Consider the following 14,265-nt stretch of genomic DNA (forward strand, 5'->3'; position numbering starts at 1 on the left):
CGGATTATGCAGGCGGCCATTCTAGCGCCGACGGCCAGTGATGCGCACCCAGCCATCGCGATTGGCGATCGGATCCAGATCGAAGTCCTTGGCGTAGGCGGCAGCGACTTCGTCGCCTTGTTCGGCGAGGATGCCCGACAGCGCCAGGCGACCGCCCGACTTGACCAGACCGGACAGCTGCGGCGCCAGGGAAACCAGCGGGCCGGCGAGGATATTGGCCACCAGCACGTCGGCCTGCACTTGTGGCAGGTCTTGCGGCAGGTACAGCGGGAACAGGTGATCGGCGATGTTGTTGCGCCCGGCGTTGTCGCGGGAGGCTTCCAGCGCCTGCACGTCGATGTCGGTGCCCACGGCTTCCCTGGCGCCCAGCAACAGCGCGGCGATCGCCAGGATCCCCGAGCCGCAGCCGAAGTCCAGCACGTTGCAGTCCTTCAGGTCCTGACCGTCCAGCCATTCCAGGCACAGTGCGGTGGTCGGGTGGGTGCCGGTGCCGAACGCCAGGCCCGGATCAAGCAACAGGTTCACTGCGTCAGGTTCCGGTGCGGCGTGCCAGCTCGGCACGATCCACAGGCGCTGGCCGAAACGCATCGGCTGGAATCCGTCCATCCAGCTGCGTTCCCAATCCTGGTCTTCGATGACTTCGCTGTGGTGTTCAGGCAGCGGGCTGCCGGTCAGCAGCTCCAGGTGGGCCAGTACCGGGCCGGGCTCGGTGCCACCTTCGAACAGGGCCAGCAGGTGCGTGTGCGACCACAGTGGCGTGGTATTGAGTTCCGGCTCGAAGATCGGCTGGTCTTCGGCGTCCATGAAGGTCACCGATACGGCGCCCACTTCAAGGAAAGCGTCTTCATAGGTTTCGGCTTGTTCTGGGCTGATGGCGAGACGTACTTGCAGCCAAGGCATGGCGGGCACCTTTGAAAAATGTTGATTGCAGCCTGGCGGGCTGCGAGAAGGACGCAAGTTTACGCGAGAGCGGGGGTTTTGTGGGAGTCCGCTGTGCCTGTGGGAGCGGGCTTGCTCGCGAATGCGTACTGTCTGTCGCATTGATGTCGGATGTGCCGACGTCTTCGCGGGCAAGCCCGCTCCCACAGGGATTGTGCAAGGCCACCTATCTGATGACATGCCCAGATACAACAAAACCGCCCGAAGGCGGCTTTGTCGTGTACCAGCTGAAGCTTAGTGCTTCTCGCCAGCCAGCTTGTGCTCGAGGTAGTGAATGTTCACGCCCCCTTTGCAGAAGCCTTCGTCGCGGGTCAGGTCGCGGTGCAGCGGGATGTTGGTCTTGATCCCGTCAACCACGATCTCGTCCAGCGCATTGCGCATGCGCGCCATGGCTTCGTCACGGGTTGCGCCGTAGGTGATCAGCTTGCCGATCAACGAATCGTAGTTCGGCGGAACGGCATAACCACTGTACAGGTGCGAGTCGACGCGAACGCCGTTGCCGCCTGGAGCGTGGAAATGCTTGACCGTGCCAGGGCTCGGCATGAAGGTTTTCGGGTCTTCGGCGTTGATCCGGCATTCCAGCGCGTGACCGCGGATGACCACGTCATCCTGGGTGAACGACAGCTTGTTGCCGGCGGCGATGCTGAGCATCTCCTTGACGATGTCGATGCCGGTGACCATTTCCGAAACCGGGTGCTCTACCTGGACACGAGTGTTCATCTCGATGAAGTAGAAACGACCGTTTTCGTACAGGAACTCGAAAGTGCCCGCGCCACGGTAACCGATGTCGATGCACGCCTTGACGCAGCGAGCCAAAACTTCCTGGCGGGCCTGTTCGTCGATGCCCGGTGCCGGCGCTTCTTCCAGAACCTTCTGGTGACGACGTTGCAGCGAGCAATCGCGGTCGCCCAGATGGATAGCCTGGCCCTGGCCATCGGAAAGAACCTGGACTTCCACGTGGCGTGGGTTGGTCAGGAATTTTTCCAGATAGACCATCGGGTTGCCAAACGCCGCGCCGGCTTCGGAGCGGGTCAGTTTCGCCGAGGAAATCAGGTCTTCTTCCTTGTGCACAACGCGCATGCCGCGACCACCACCGCCGCCAGCGGCCTTGATGATCACCGGGTAACCCACTTCGCGACCAATGCGCAGAGCGGTTTCTTCGTCTTCCGGCAGCGGGCCGTCAGAACCCGGAACGGTCGGTACGCCCGCTGCGATCATGGCGTGCTTGGCCGATACCTTGTCGCCCATCAGGCGAATGGTTTCGGCTTTCGGGCCAATGAACGCAAAGCCGGAGTTCTCGACCTGCTCGGCGAAGTCGGCGTTTTCCGCAAGGAAGCCGTAGCCCGGGTGAATGGCGGTGGCGCCCGTCACTTCAGCTGCGGCAATGATTGCCGGAATGTGCAGGTAGGAGTGGGCGGCCGATGCCGGTCCGATGCAGACGGATTCGTCTGCCAGGCCCAGGTGCATCAGTTCCTTGTCAGCCTTGGAGTAAACGGCGACGGTCTTGATGCCCATCTCTTTGCAGGCGCGCAGGATCCGCAGGGCGATCTCACCGCGGTTGGCGATCAGAACTTTTTCCAACTTCGCAGTCATCAAAGGCTCTCCGCGGTTCAAACGATGGTGAACAGCGGTTGGTCGTACTCAACCGGCTGGCCGTCTTCGACGAGGATGGATTCGATCACACCGCTGGTTTCAGCTTCGATGTGGTTCATCATCTTCATGGCTTCAACGATGCACAGGGTGTCGCCTTTCTTCACGGTCTGGCCGACTTCAACGAAGGACGGCGAGGTTGGCGAAGACTTGCGGTAGAACGTACCGACCATCGGCGAACGGGCAACGGTGCCGTTCAGCGCTGGTGCGGCGGCAGCAGCAGGTGCGGCAGCGGCAGCCGGAGCGGCGGCAGCGACAGGCGCGGCAGCCGGAGCAGGCATTGGAGCCGGTGCGTAGTACTGCTGAGCCGGAGTCTTGCTATGACGGCTGATGCGTACGGACTCTTCGCCTTCCTTGATCTCGAGCTCGTCGATGCCGGACTCTTCCAGCAATTCGATCAGTTTCTTAACTTTACGGATATCCATGAATCATCAACTCCCAAGGGTCGGTCAGGGGCGGTTAACTTGTTGTTCAAGCTGTTCCAGGGCGGCCTCCAGGGCCAGTCGGTAACCGCTGGCGCCAAGGCCGCAGATCACTCCCACCGCTACGTCGGAGAAGTAAGAGTGATGGCGGAAAGGTTCGCGTTTGTGCACGTTGGACAAATGCACTTCGATGAATGGGATGCTCACCGCCAGCAGCGCGTCACGTAATGCGACACTTGTATGTGTAAAAGCTGCCGGGTTAATCAAAATGAAGTCCACGCCTTCGCTGCGGGCAGCGTGAATACGGTCGATCAATTCGTACTCGGCATTGCTTTGCAGGTGCAGCAGGTGGTGACCGGCTTCGCGGGCACGGCGTTCCAGGTCCTGGTTGATCTGCGCCAGCGTCGTCGCGCCGTAGGTGCCCGGTTCACGAGTGCCGAGCAAGTTCAGGTTGGGTCCGTGCAGAACCAGTAGGGTCGCCATCGGCTGTTCCTTTATTTTCCGTGAGCAATTGTCAGAACCCGGCGACTATGCCGCAAAGCCTTTGTGACTGTCCAGTTCTCTGCAATAGGCAGCACGATGACCGATGTTTGCGCGAAATATATGACTGCTTGATTAAATGTGGTCATTCGCCCTGGCAACACGTTCGGCGAAGTCTTTGGCGTTGATCTCGCCGATCACCCGCACATCGGTGCGTTCGACACCGTCCTTGCCGAAAAACATCAGGGCCGGGGGGCCGAACAACTGGTAGCGGTCGAGCAGGGCGCGTTGCTCGGCGTTGCTGGCGGTGATGTCGAAGCGGATCAGTCGGTAACCCTTGAGGCGTTCGATGACGACAGGGTCCTCCAGCACCTCACGCTCAATGACTTTGCAGCTGATGCACCAGTCGGCATACCAGTCGAGCAGCAGCGGTGTGCCGGAGGAGCGTGCGTCGGCGAGTGCGCGGTCCAGATCGGCCGGCGTGCTGACGGTTTGCCAGGCGCTGGTGATTTGCTCCTGGCCGCGGTTGTCGACGATGCGAGGCTGGCCTATCGGGTTGAACGGGTCGGTCTGGCCGCTGAACGCGCCGTACCAGCAGGCCAGCGCGTAAAACACCAGGAACATGCCGAGCAACTGTCCGAGACGTTTGCGTGGTGGTTTATAGACGAATTCCAGCGCTCCCATGAACAGGCCGACGCCGCCGGCCAGCAAGCCGATCAGCAGCAAGGTGACCTGGCCCGGCAGGACGCGGCTGAGCAGGCCGACGGCCAGGCCGAGCAACAACACGCCAATTGCGTTTTTCACGTAGACCAGCCACGGACCGCTTTTTGGCAACCAGGCTGCGCCACCGGTGGCCACCAGCAATAGCGGTGCCCCCATGCCGAGGCCGAGCATGAACAGTTTCAGGCCGCCGCCCAGCGCATCGCCACTGGCGCTGATGTACAGCAACGCGCCGGCCAGTGGTGCCGAAACACAGGGTGAAACCAGCAAGCTGGAGACCACGCCCAACACCGCCGCGCCCCACAGTGATCCGCCTTCGGTGCGGCCGGCGATGCGGTCCAGGCGACTGCTGATGGCGTGCGGCAGTTTCAGTTCGAAGACGCCGAACATCGCCAGTGCGAACAGCGCAAAAAACATCGCAAAAGGCACCAGCACCCAGGCCGATTGCAGCCGCGCCTGCAGATTGAGCTGGGCACCGAACAGGCCCATCAGCGCACCGAGCAGGGCAAAGCACGCGGCCATCGGCAGCACATAGGCCAGTGACAGATTGAAGCCGCGCCAGCCGCCGACCTGGCCGCGCAGTACCACCCCGGACAGGATCGGCAGCATGGGCAGCACGCAGGGTGTGAAGGTCAGGCCCAGGCCCGCGAGGAAAAACAATGCCAGCTCGCGCCAGCTCCATTGAGATGCCGTTGCCGTCGTCGCCACGCCACTGCCGTCGATGCTCAGGCGCTCGGTCTCGGGCGGGTAGCACAGGCCTTTATCGGCGCAACCCTGATAGGTCACGGCCAGGGTGAAGGCCCGCTGATCGGTGCGCGGTAGTTCGACGTCGAGAATGCCGTGGTAGACCTCGACGTCGCCGAAGTACTCGTCGTGCTTTTTCTGGCCATCGGGCAGTTTCGCCGCGCCGAGCACGACTTCGGCCGGATCGGCGCGAAACTGGAAGCGGTGACGGTAGAGGTAATAGCCTTCAGTGGCGACGAAGCGCAGCTTGATCGATTGCGGCGTGCTTTCTACCAGGCTCAACTGGAAAGCTTCGCGCACGGGCAGGAAGTCGGCGCTGTTGTTGATCGAGCCCAGGCTGGCGCTGGGACGATTTTCCAGCAAGCCGGTGGCGCTGGCCGGCAGGGCGAAGACTAAAAGCAGCAGGCAGAGCAAACGGCGCATGACAATCTCGCGTATCGGAATTGGGGGGATGATAGCTGAGAGCGCACTACAACGCCGACCCGCCTTCCGCATCTGCCCCCCCTGTTGGAGCTGCCGCAGGCTGCGATCTTTTGATCTTGATCTTTAAAATCAAAGTCAAAAGATCGCAGCCTTCGGCAGCTCCTACAGGGTGGTTGGTCAGACGCGGAAGGCTTGAACGGCGGTGTGAAGTCGTCCACCCAGCACCAGCAGGTTTTCTCCCTGCTCACGGCCTTCGCCAATGCGCAGCAAGTTATCCCCACCCAACTGATGAATCCGCTCGCTGTGATCACGAATCTCGCTGACCGCGCCGCTTTGCTGGGCGGTGACATCGGCGATGCGCACCGCCGTGTCGGAAATGGTCTGGATCGCCCCGACGATTTTATCCAGCGCGCCATCGGCGGCCTGGGCCTGGCTGGCCGTAGCTTCGGCGTGTTCGACCTGGGCACGCATGCCTTCCACCGACTGCCGCGCGGCGGTTTGCAGCCCGGCGATCAGCGTCTGGATTTCTGCCGTGGCCCCGGCGGTACGTTGCGCCAGTGAGCGCACCTCTTCGGCCACCACGGCAAAGCCGCGGCCCATTTCCCCAGCCCGGGCCGCCTCGATGGCGGCGTTCAAGGCCAGCAGGTTGGTCTGGTCGGCGATCGAGCGGATCACCGTCAACACGCCGCCGATGGTGGCCGACTCCTCGGCCAGGTGTTCGATCATTTGCGCATTGCCTTGCACTTCATCCACCAACGCGTGCAGGCCGGTGAGGCTCAGACCGATGACTTTCTGTCCGTGCTCCACGGCCAGGCCGGCGTGGCGGCTGGCGTCGGCAGCCTGGCTGGCATCGCCGGCGACTTGCTGAATGGTCGCTTCCAGCTCGCTGAGGGAGTCGCGGATCAGTGCCGTATCGCCGGCCTGATGTTGCGCACCGTCATGCAAATCGTTGCTCAGGTCGGCCAGGGTGCGGCTGCTGCCGGCCACTTGCTCGGCATTGAGGCGAATGGTCCCCACCAGGTCCACCAGATAAGCGCGCAGGCGGTTGAGCGAGGCTTCAATGTCATGCAGTTCGCGGTTGGTGTTGCCCAGTTGAATGTCGCGGCTGAAGTCGCCTTCGGCCCAGGTCGACAGGGCCGGGGCGAGGTTGGTCAGGGTCCGGGCCAGTTTGCGCTGCAGGGTGTCGATCAGCAGCGCGATCAACAGGATCAAGCCGATCATCACGCCTTGCATCAGCCGCACTTCACCCTGGATCTGCCCGTGCTGGGCGCGTACCACCGGCTCCAGCCCGGCAATGGCCTGTTGCACGTCGGCGATTTTCAGGTGAGTCGCGGTACTCAGCTCAGCGCGTTTGCCGATTTGCTCGCGGGTGCGCGCGAGCTCGGCCGGGTAGCGGGTGAGCAGGCTGTTGAGCTCACGCTTGAGGCCGACGCCGGCATCTTCGGCGACGGTTTTCTCCTTGTTCTCAAGGCCCATCATCGCGGCGAAATCATCGGTGTTCGATTCGCTGCTGGAGGTCACGCCCAGCAAGGGCAGGGCATCGAGTTTCTCTGCCTGGGTGCGGATGTTGTTCACTTCACGTTCGACGTCGGCGGCCAGCTCGCTGCGGCCGCTGCTGACCAGCTTTTCCCGCGCCAGGGACAATTTGCCCAGGTGCTGCGATGCGCTGAGCAGTGGCGTCAGATAGGCGGCATTGCCACTGGCGTACTGGCTGAGCTGATCGAGACTGGCGCCCAATTCCCGTTCGGCCTGCAACAGCAGGGCCTGCGGATCGCCGGCCAGTTTGCCGGCTGCCAGCAGGTCGGTCTTGCTGAACTCTTCAAGGGTCGACAGGCTCGGGCGCAAGGTCTCGGCCAGGGCGGGTGGCAATTCGCCGAGTTGTTTTTGCAGGCTGTCGATGCCTTGGGCGGCACTGCTCAAGCGCAGGGCATCGCCGCTGCCAAGGTAATCCTCGACGCTGCGGGCGACTTCATGCTGAAACTGCTGCGACAGGCCCAGGTAGCGCTCCATTAATAAGTACGGACGCTCAAGGGCTTTTTGCGACCACCACAGCGTGGCGCCGAGGGCCACGCACACGGCCACCAAAAGGAGGGTGTTGAGATTGGTCAGCAGCTTCAGGCGCATTAAGGACTACCAACGGCAGAAATGGTAAGCGCCTGAAGTTATTGCGTTTCTGTTACAGGGTTATGACTGTATCGGTCGATTCCGATGAAAAAGTGGCACTTTGCTTTGATGTGCGAGCGGCCTGTACGCGATTGCGTCCGCCGCCCTTGGCACGGTACAGCGCCTCGTCTGCCAGGCTGGCCATCATCAGGCTATCGGAGCTTTCGCAGAACTCCACCACCCCGGCACTGAAGGTGCACCATAGGTCCTGGGGTTGGGCTGGGTAATGAATCTCGGCAAAACGCTGGCGGATTTCATCGAGAACGTTGTAGGCCGCTTCGATATCGGTGTCCGGCATGACGATGGCGAACTCTTCGCCACCGTAGCGGCCGATGAAGTCGGTTTTGCGCAGGCGTTGCTTGAGAAACAGCGCCAGGCTCTTGATCACCCGGTCGCCCATGGGGTGGCCGTGGCTGTCGTTGACCCGTTTGAAGTGGTCGATGTCGAGCATGGCAAAACTCAGCGGCTTGTTCTCGCGGCGGGCACGGAACGAGCAGTCTTCGAGCAATTGCAGGATGTGCGTGTGGTTGTACAGGCCGGTGAGGCTGTCGCGGACCATCCGTGCCTTGAGGTTGCGGGCCCTTGCTGCACGGTTGCGCACAGTGGTGATCAGGTGCCGGGGCTTGATCGGTTTGGTCAGGAAGTCATCGCCGCCCTCGCTCATGGCGTCGAGTTGCTTGTCCAGGTCGTCTTCGGCCGACAGGTAAATGATCGGCACGCTGACATAACGGTCGTTGTGACGGATCACCTTGGCCAGTTCCGTACCGGTGCAGGCCGGCATGTACATGTCGAGGATGATCAGGTCCGGCTGGAAGTCCGCCAGTTCGGCCATGGCCTGGATCGGCTCGATCAACGTCCGGGTGACGATCCCGGCACTGTTGAGCAGGCGCTCGGTGTGCAGGGCCTGGGCGCGGGAGTCGTCGATGATCAACACTTTATAAGGTTCGTATTGGGCGACGCAGGTCAGGACTTCGATTTTCTCCAGCAGGCTCGACGCTTCGAGGGTGCCGGTGAGGAACTCCTGGCCGCCGGCACGCACGGCGGCGAGGCGGGTTGGTGTGTCGGTTTCGTGCAGGCTGAAGAACAGCAGCGGCAAGCGATGGTCCAGGCCTTCCTGGGCTTCGGCGGCCAGCTTCAGGCCGACACCGGGGCCGCTGAAGTCCACGTCCATGACAATCGCCGCCGGCAGGCGCTCGACCATCGACGAGCGAAACGCGTCTACGCTGTCCAGCGACTGGGCGCTGAGCCCGAAGAATTCCAGTTGTTTGGCCAGGCGCTCGGCGCGGTCGTGATCCTGCAGCATCACATAGATGGGCTTGCGCAGTGGCGGCAGGAAGGTTTGATCGAGTTGGTCGCCATGGCGCAGGCCGGTGCGTGACAGACGCTGCATCAAGCGATTGAGGTCGGTGATCAGGCCGCTGCTCAGGCGTCCGCGGTTGGCGTCGACCGCCTCCAGGGATTGACCGATATGACGCGCCAGCTGCGTGTGTTCCGGTTGCTCGAAGCGCTCGGCGAAACGCAGCAGGCGCAGATTGGCCTCGCTCAGTTCCGACAGGTCGGCGGTGGACCACTCGCTGCGTTGCAGGCGCTGCCATATCTCAAGAATCTGACGAGCCTGATGAATTACCCGCTGGGCAAAGTGGTGCTTGAGGCGCTCGCGGCTCGGGTCTTCTGGCTCGGTCATATCCTGACTACTAGTTAGGGTGCACACTGAGGTCGACTGGTGGCTCTATGCTAGCATCACTTTCCCATTACACGAGTGCTGTACGTCAATAATCTGCAATGCGACCCTATTCAGTTTGTGACCGGGTAGTCCGGTTCGGGCCTTTAAAGTCGCGGTGTGTGGGGGTGAAGTGCTTTATTCAGGGCACTTGGTGGGCGCGGGCCGGCAATTGGCGCGTGACTGATAGTTGATCATTCATGATCTTTGGCCCGTGCTGATCTGGCTGTTTTCTTTGGCTTCAGGGGATCAGGGATTCCCTTAGAGAGGACAATGCAAACCCTCAGGGGGATTTCGACGGCCGCCGCATCGTTGCGTGGGTAGAAACACTTTTCATCCACAAGCCCGGTAATTTCCCCCATTGATGCAATGGCGGGTGCCGGGCCAAGGCACGTTGTTGTATGGTTGTGGTCGAATCGTTGAACTCAAGAGATTGAAAGGATACCGCCATGCTGGACTGGAAGAACCGCACAGGCAGTGCGCCTGAACGTACCGCTGAACCGAAGTCGGAGGCCCGCAGTTACCTGGGGGGTCTGTTGTTCAGCCGGGCGCTGGCCACTCTACTGGGCATCTACCTGTTGGTGGCGAGTGTCCTGGGCTGGTACTGGAGCCAGGAGCCGGCGCTCTTCCCGGTCCAGCAAACCGCACAACTGGCGGCCGAGAAAGAAGGCAAGCAGATGGTCGTCGGCTACACCACGGTGGAAACCCTCAAGACCGTCGCCGGCACCTTGCTGACCAAGCCGGGCGGCTATATATCCAACGACCGTTTCCCGCCAGGCCTGTGGATGGACAACATGCCGAGCTGGGAATATGGCGTGCTGGTGCAGGTCCGCGACCTGAGCCGGGCGTTGCGCAAAGACTTCGCCCGTTCGCAGTCGCAGTCCGCCGAAGACGCCGACCTGGCCAAGGCCGAGCCGCGTTTCAACTTCGACAACAAGAGCTGGGTGCTGCCGTCCAGTGAGTCCGAGTACCAGGAAGGCATCAACTCCCTGAGTCGCTATCAGGCACGCCTGTCCGATCCGAACCAGAAGAGCGCGCTGTTCTATGCTCGTGCCGACAACCTGAACAACTGGCTGGGTGATGTCGGTACCCGCCTGGGTTCGCTGTCGCAACGGCTGTCGGCCAGTGTGGGTCGGGTCAAGCTCAATACCGCATTGAAAACCGAAGTCGTGGCACCGGGCGAAGTGCCGCAGGTCGACGAGGAAATCGTCGAGACACCGTGGATGCAGATCGACAACGTGTTCTACGAAGCCCGCGGCCAGGCCTGGGCGCTGTCGCACCTGTTGCGCGCCATCGAAGTCGACTTCGCCGATGTGCTGGCCAAGAAAAACGCCACGGTCAGCGTGCGCCAGATCATTCGTGAGCTGGAAGCATCGCAGGAGCCGGTATGGAGCCCGATGATTCTTAACGGCAGTGGCTTCGGCGTATTGGCCAACCACTCGCTGGTCATGGCCAACTACATTTCCCGGGCCAACGCCGCGGTGATCGATTTGCGTCAACTGCTCAATCAGGGCTGAGTCATGGTCGAAAACACCAGGGAAGCCGCACACCGTGCGGCTTCCGATGCCGAACACATCGCCTGGGTCGACGAGCAGGACAACCTGCTGGGCGCCCTGGTCCGTTCCGATTTGCGCGAGCGCGGGCTGATCGGGCGCGGTACCTACATCATGTTGTTCAATTCCGCTGGCGAGCTGTGCGTGCATCGCCGCACCCTGAGCAAGGCGATCTATCCCGGTTACTGGGACGTGGCAGCGGGGGGCATGGTGCTCGCTACCGAAACCTACGCCGAATCGGCAGCCCGGGAACTGGAAGAAGAACTGGGCGTGAGTGGCGTGGAGCTGACCGCCCATGACCATTTCTTCTTCGAGGACACGGGCAATCGCCTGTGGTGCTCGGCGTTCTCGGCGGTGTGGGATGGCCCGTTGACCCTGCAACCGGAAGAGGTGCTCGAAGCCCGCTTTATCCCCATCGATCAGGTCATGCAGGAGATCGAGCAAAAGCCTTACTGCCCGGACTCTCTGGCAGCGTTGAAGCGCTATCTGAAGGCTCAACAAAGCAACGTCGCAAAACAGCTATAAATTGGCGCCGATTGGCTCTTAGCAATCGGCGTTTTTGCCGTTACACTGCGCGACCTTTTTAAACTGTAACGGTATCGCTGTAACTGTAGGAGCGAGCTTGCTCGCGATGGACGTCAACGATAACGCGGGCATCCAGAATGAACGCGTCGTCCTTGAGTTCATCGCGAGCAAGCTCGCTCCTACATAGAAGATGCGTTTTGTCCGATGGACGTTAGCGTGTTTCGAAAAAGCTCTGCCGTTTCAGTAGCGCTGCCCCTGCCTGAGTGGGGCTTCGCGGTCGATAGCCTTCCCAAGTGCTGCGACCAGTCTTTGTCCTCCGAAGAGGATTGCCGGTGGCCAAAAAAGCCGCATCCTTCGCCGCCCTGGGCGGCCTGGTATTTTCCACCGACGCAGGTCGTCATTGCCCGGAATGCAGTAAACCGGTGGACGCCTGCATCTGCAAACAGACCGTTATCCCGGCCGGCGACGGCATTGCGCGCGTGCGTCGCGAAAGCAAGGGCCGTGGCGGCAAGACGGTGACCACCATCACCGGCGTGCCGTTGGCTGAAGAGGCGCTCAAGGACCTGGCCACGACGTTGAAGAAGCGTTGCGGTACCGGTGGGGCGTTGAAAGACGGTGTCATCGAAATCCAGGGCGATCATGTCGAGCTACTCTTGGCAGAACTGATCAAGCTCGGTTTCAAGGCGAAGAAGTCCGGCGGCTAGCAGCCTCTGTGAAAACCACCCTCGGCTTGACCCGGTCCTGATGGCATTCAGGTCTGGCGCCGTCCACATGGTTTTCACAGAGCCTGTTCATGACCGGTTTCTAAACTCACTGCGGTCGGCGGGGTCTATTGCCTCGTTGACGAACCGTCATTTTCATTCTTTAGACTGCGCCGGCCTGAACCCAGGCGACGCACTATGACTTCTTTATAGGGGACTTCGATGTCCGTACGACGCACACGCAAAGACGATGGCAGCCAATGGACAGTTGCGGACAGCCGCAGTGTTTACGGGATTCGCCATTGGGGGGCCGGGTATTTCGCGATCAATGACGCCGGTCGCGTCGAAGTTCGTCCGAACGGTCCGAGCAGCTCGCCTATCGACCTGTTCGAGCAAGTCGACCAGCTGCGCAAAAGCGGCCTGTCCTTGCCGTTGCTGGTCCGTTTCCCGGACATTCTGCAAGACCGCGTGCGTCAGCTGACGGGCGCGTTCGATGCCAACATCGAGCGTCTGGAATACCAGAGCAAGTACACTGCGCTGTATCCGATCAAGGTGAACCAGCAGGAAGCGGTGATCGAAAACATCATCGCCACCCAGAACGTTTCCATCGGTCTGGAAGCCGGGTCCAAGCCCGAACTGCTGGCGGTGCTGGCACTCGCGCCGAAGGGCGGCACCATCGTCTGCAACGGTTACAAGGACCGTGAGTTCATCCGCCTGGCGCTGATGGGCCAGAAGCTCGGCCACAACGTGTTCATCGTGATCGAGAAAGAATCCGAAGTCGGCCTGGTGATCGAAGAAGCGACCTCGCTCAAGGTCAAGCCCCAGGTCGGCCTGCGCGTGCGCCTGTCGTCCCTGGCGTCGAGCAAGTGGGCAGACACCGGCGGCGAGAAATCCAAGTTCGGCCTGTCGGCGGCGCAACTGCTGTCGGTGGTCGAGCGTTTCCGCGCGGCCGGCCTGGACCAGGGCATCCGCCTGCTGCACTTCCACATGGGCTCGCAGATCGCCAACCTGGCGGACTACCAGCACGGCTTCAAGGAAGCGATCCGTTACTACGGCGAGTTGCGCAACCTCGGCCTGCCGGTGGACCACATCGATGTCGGTGGCGGCCTGGGCGTGGACTACGACGGCACGCACTCGCGTAACGCCAGTTCGATCAACTACGACATGGACGATTACGCCGGCGTCGTGGTCGGGATGCTCAAGGAGTTCTGCGATGCGCAGAGCCTGCCGCACCCGAACATCTTCTCCGAAAGCGGCCGCTCCCTGACCGCGCACCACGCCATGCTGGTGATCCAGGTGACCGACGTCGAGAAGCACAACGACGACGTGCCACAGATCGAGAACAAGGAAGCACTGCCGGAAACCGTACAGTGGCTGGTGGACCTGCTGGGCCCGACCGATATCGAGATGGTCACCGAAACCTACTGGCGCGCCACGCACTACATGAGTGACGTTGCCTCCCAGTACGCCGACGGCAAGCTGACCCTGGCCGAGAAAGCCCTGGCCGAGCAATGCTACTTCGCGGTATGCCGTCGCCTGCACAACTCGCTGAAGGCGCGCCAACGTTCCCACCGTCAGGTGCTGGACGAACTCAACGACAAACTGGCCGACAAGTACATCTGCAACTTCTCGGTGTTCCAGAGCCTGCCGGACACCTGGGCCATCGACCAGGTCCTGCCGATCATCCCGCTGCACCGCCTCGACGAAGAGCCGCTGCGTCGTGCGGTGCTGCAAGACCTGACCTGTGACTCCGACGGCAAGATCAACCAGTACGTCGACGAGCAGAGCATCGAAACCAGTTTGCCGGTGCACGCGCTGAACGAAGGTGAAGACTACTTGCTGGGTGTGTTCCTGGTCGGTGCCTACCAGGAAATTCTTGGCGACATGCACAACCTGTTCGGTGACACCGACTCGGTGAACATCTACCAGAACGCCGACGGCAGCGTGTACCACGCCGGTATCGAAACCCACGACACCATCGAAGACATGCTGCGTTACGTGCACTTGTCGCCGGAGGAACTGATGACTCACTACCGCGACAAGTGCGCCAGTGCCCGTATCAGTGCAACCGAGCGCACGCAGTTCCTCGATGCCTTGCGTCTGGGGCTGACCCGTTCGTCTTACCTGTCTTCCTGAGGTAAGCACCACGCTCATCAGGTTGTCTGAAAATTTTCCTTTTGCCTCGGAATTTTCAGATGACCTGGTGCGGCAATTCTCCTATTCCA

11 protein-coding genes are annotated in these 14,265 nt (G+C 61.3%); 4 read left to right on the top strand and 7 right to left on the bottom strand.

All coding sequences use genetic code 11. The features are described 5' to 3' along the window. Nucleotides 1-21: 21 nt before the first annotated feature. The 7 genes from prmA to gcbA form a co-directional block, all read right to left on the bottom strand. Nucleotides 22-900, bottom strand: coding sequence for a 50S ribosomal protein L11 methyltransferase (gene prmA / locus ACEN83_RS02370; protein WP_007971366.1), 879 nt, complete (start codon nucleotides 898-900; stop codon nucleotides 22-24). A gap of 273 nt (nucleotides 901-1,173) precedes the next feature. Continuing rightward, entirely contained in the window at nucleotides 1,174-2,532 is a 1,359-nt protein-coding gene (gene accC, locus ACEN83_RS02375; protein WP_007971365.1) for an acetyl-CoA carboxylase biotin carboxylase subunit, read from the bottom strand. A 17-nt stretch (nucleotides 2,533-2,549) separates the two neighbouring features. Next, a complete protein-coding gene (accB, locus tag ACEN83_RS02380) occupies nucleotides 2,550-3,014 on the bottom strand; it encodes an acetyl-CoA carboxylase biotin carboxyl carrier protein (RefSeq protein ID WP_007971363.1) in 465 nt (154 codons plus the stop codon). 24 nt (nucleotides 3,015-3,038) lie between these two features. Further along, entirely contained in the window at nucleotides 3,039-3,494 is a 456-nt protein-coding gene (gene aroQ / locus ACEN83_RS02385) for a type II 3-dehydroquinate dehydratase (RefSeq protein WP_007971361.1), read from the bottom strand. Nucleotides 3,495-3,626: 132 nt separating this feature from the next. Next, the gene (locus ACEN83_RS02390; protein ID WP_495579399.1) at nucleotides 3,627-5,378 is read right to left on the bottom strand and encodes a protein-disulfide reductase DsbD; all 1,752 of its coding nucleotides are present in this window, start codon (nucleotides 5,376-5,378) and stop codon (nucleotides 3,627-3,629) included. A gap of 177 nt (nucleotides 5,379-5,555) precedes the next feature. Next, a complete protein-coding gene (locus tag ACEN83_RS02395; RefSeq protein WP_495579400.1) occupies nucleotides 5,556-7,502 on the bottom strand; it encodes a methyl-accepting chemotaxis protein in 1,947 nt (648 codons plus the stop codon). A 52-nt stretch (nucleotides 7,503-7,554) separates the two neighbouring features. Beyond that, nucleotides 7,555-9,225 (bottom strand): diguanylate cyclase GcbA, encoded by a 1,671-nt coding sequence (gcbA, locus tag ACEN83_RS02400; protein ID WP_104451493.1) that lies wholly within the window; start codon nucleotides 9,223-9,225, stop codon nucleotides 7,555-7,557. Between the two features lie 485 nt (nucleotides 9,226-9,710). Here gcbA and ACEN83_RS02405 point away from each other — a divergent pair, with 485 nt between their 5' ends. From ACEN83_RS02405 to speA, 4 genes are all read left to right on the top strand, one after another. Then, a complete protein-coding gene (locus ACEN83_RS02405) occupies nucleotides 9,711-10,778 on the top strand; it encodes a DUF2333 family protein (protein ID WP_116582441.1) in 1,068 nt (355 codons plus the stop codon). A 3-nt stretch (nucleotides 10,779-10,781) separates the two neighbouring features. Next, nucleotides 10,782-11,339 carry an NUDIX hydrolase gene (locus ACEN83_RS02410; protein WP_116582440.1) on the top strand — a complete coding sequence of 186 codons (558 nt, stop codon included), beginning with the start codon at nucleotides 10,782-10,784 and terminating at the stop codon, nucleotides 11,337-11,339. 332 nt (nucleotides 11,340-11,671) lie between these two features. After that, complete coding sequence (locus ACEN83_RS02415) at nucleotides 11,672-12,043, top strand: translation initiation factor Sui1 (RefSeq protein WP_007971354.1); 372 nt, start codon at nucleotides 11,672-11,674, stop codon at nucleotides 12,041-12,043. A gap of 219 nt (nucleotides 12,044-12,262) precedes the next feature. Then, complete coding sequence (speA, locus tag ACEN83_RS02420; RefSeq protein WP_007971353.1) at nucleotides 12,263-14,176, top strand: arginine decarboxylase; 1,914 nt, start codon at nucleotides 12,263-12,265, stop codon at nucleotides 14,174-14,176. Nucleotides 14,177-14,265 lie beyond the last annotated feature (89 nt).

The organism is Pseudomonas sp. Pseusp49 (assembly GCF_059491875.1).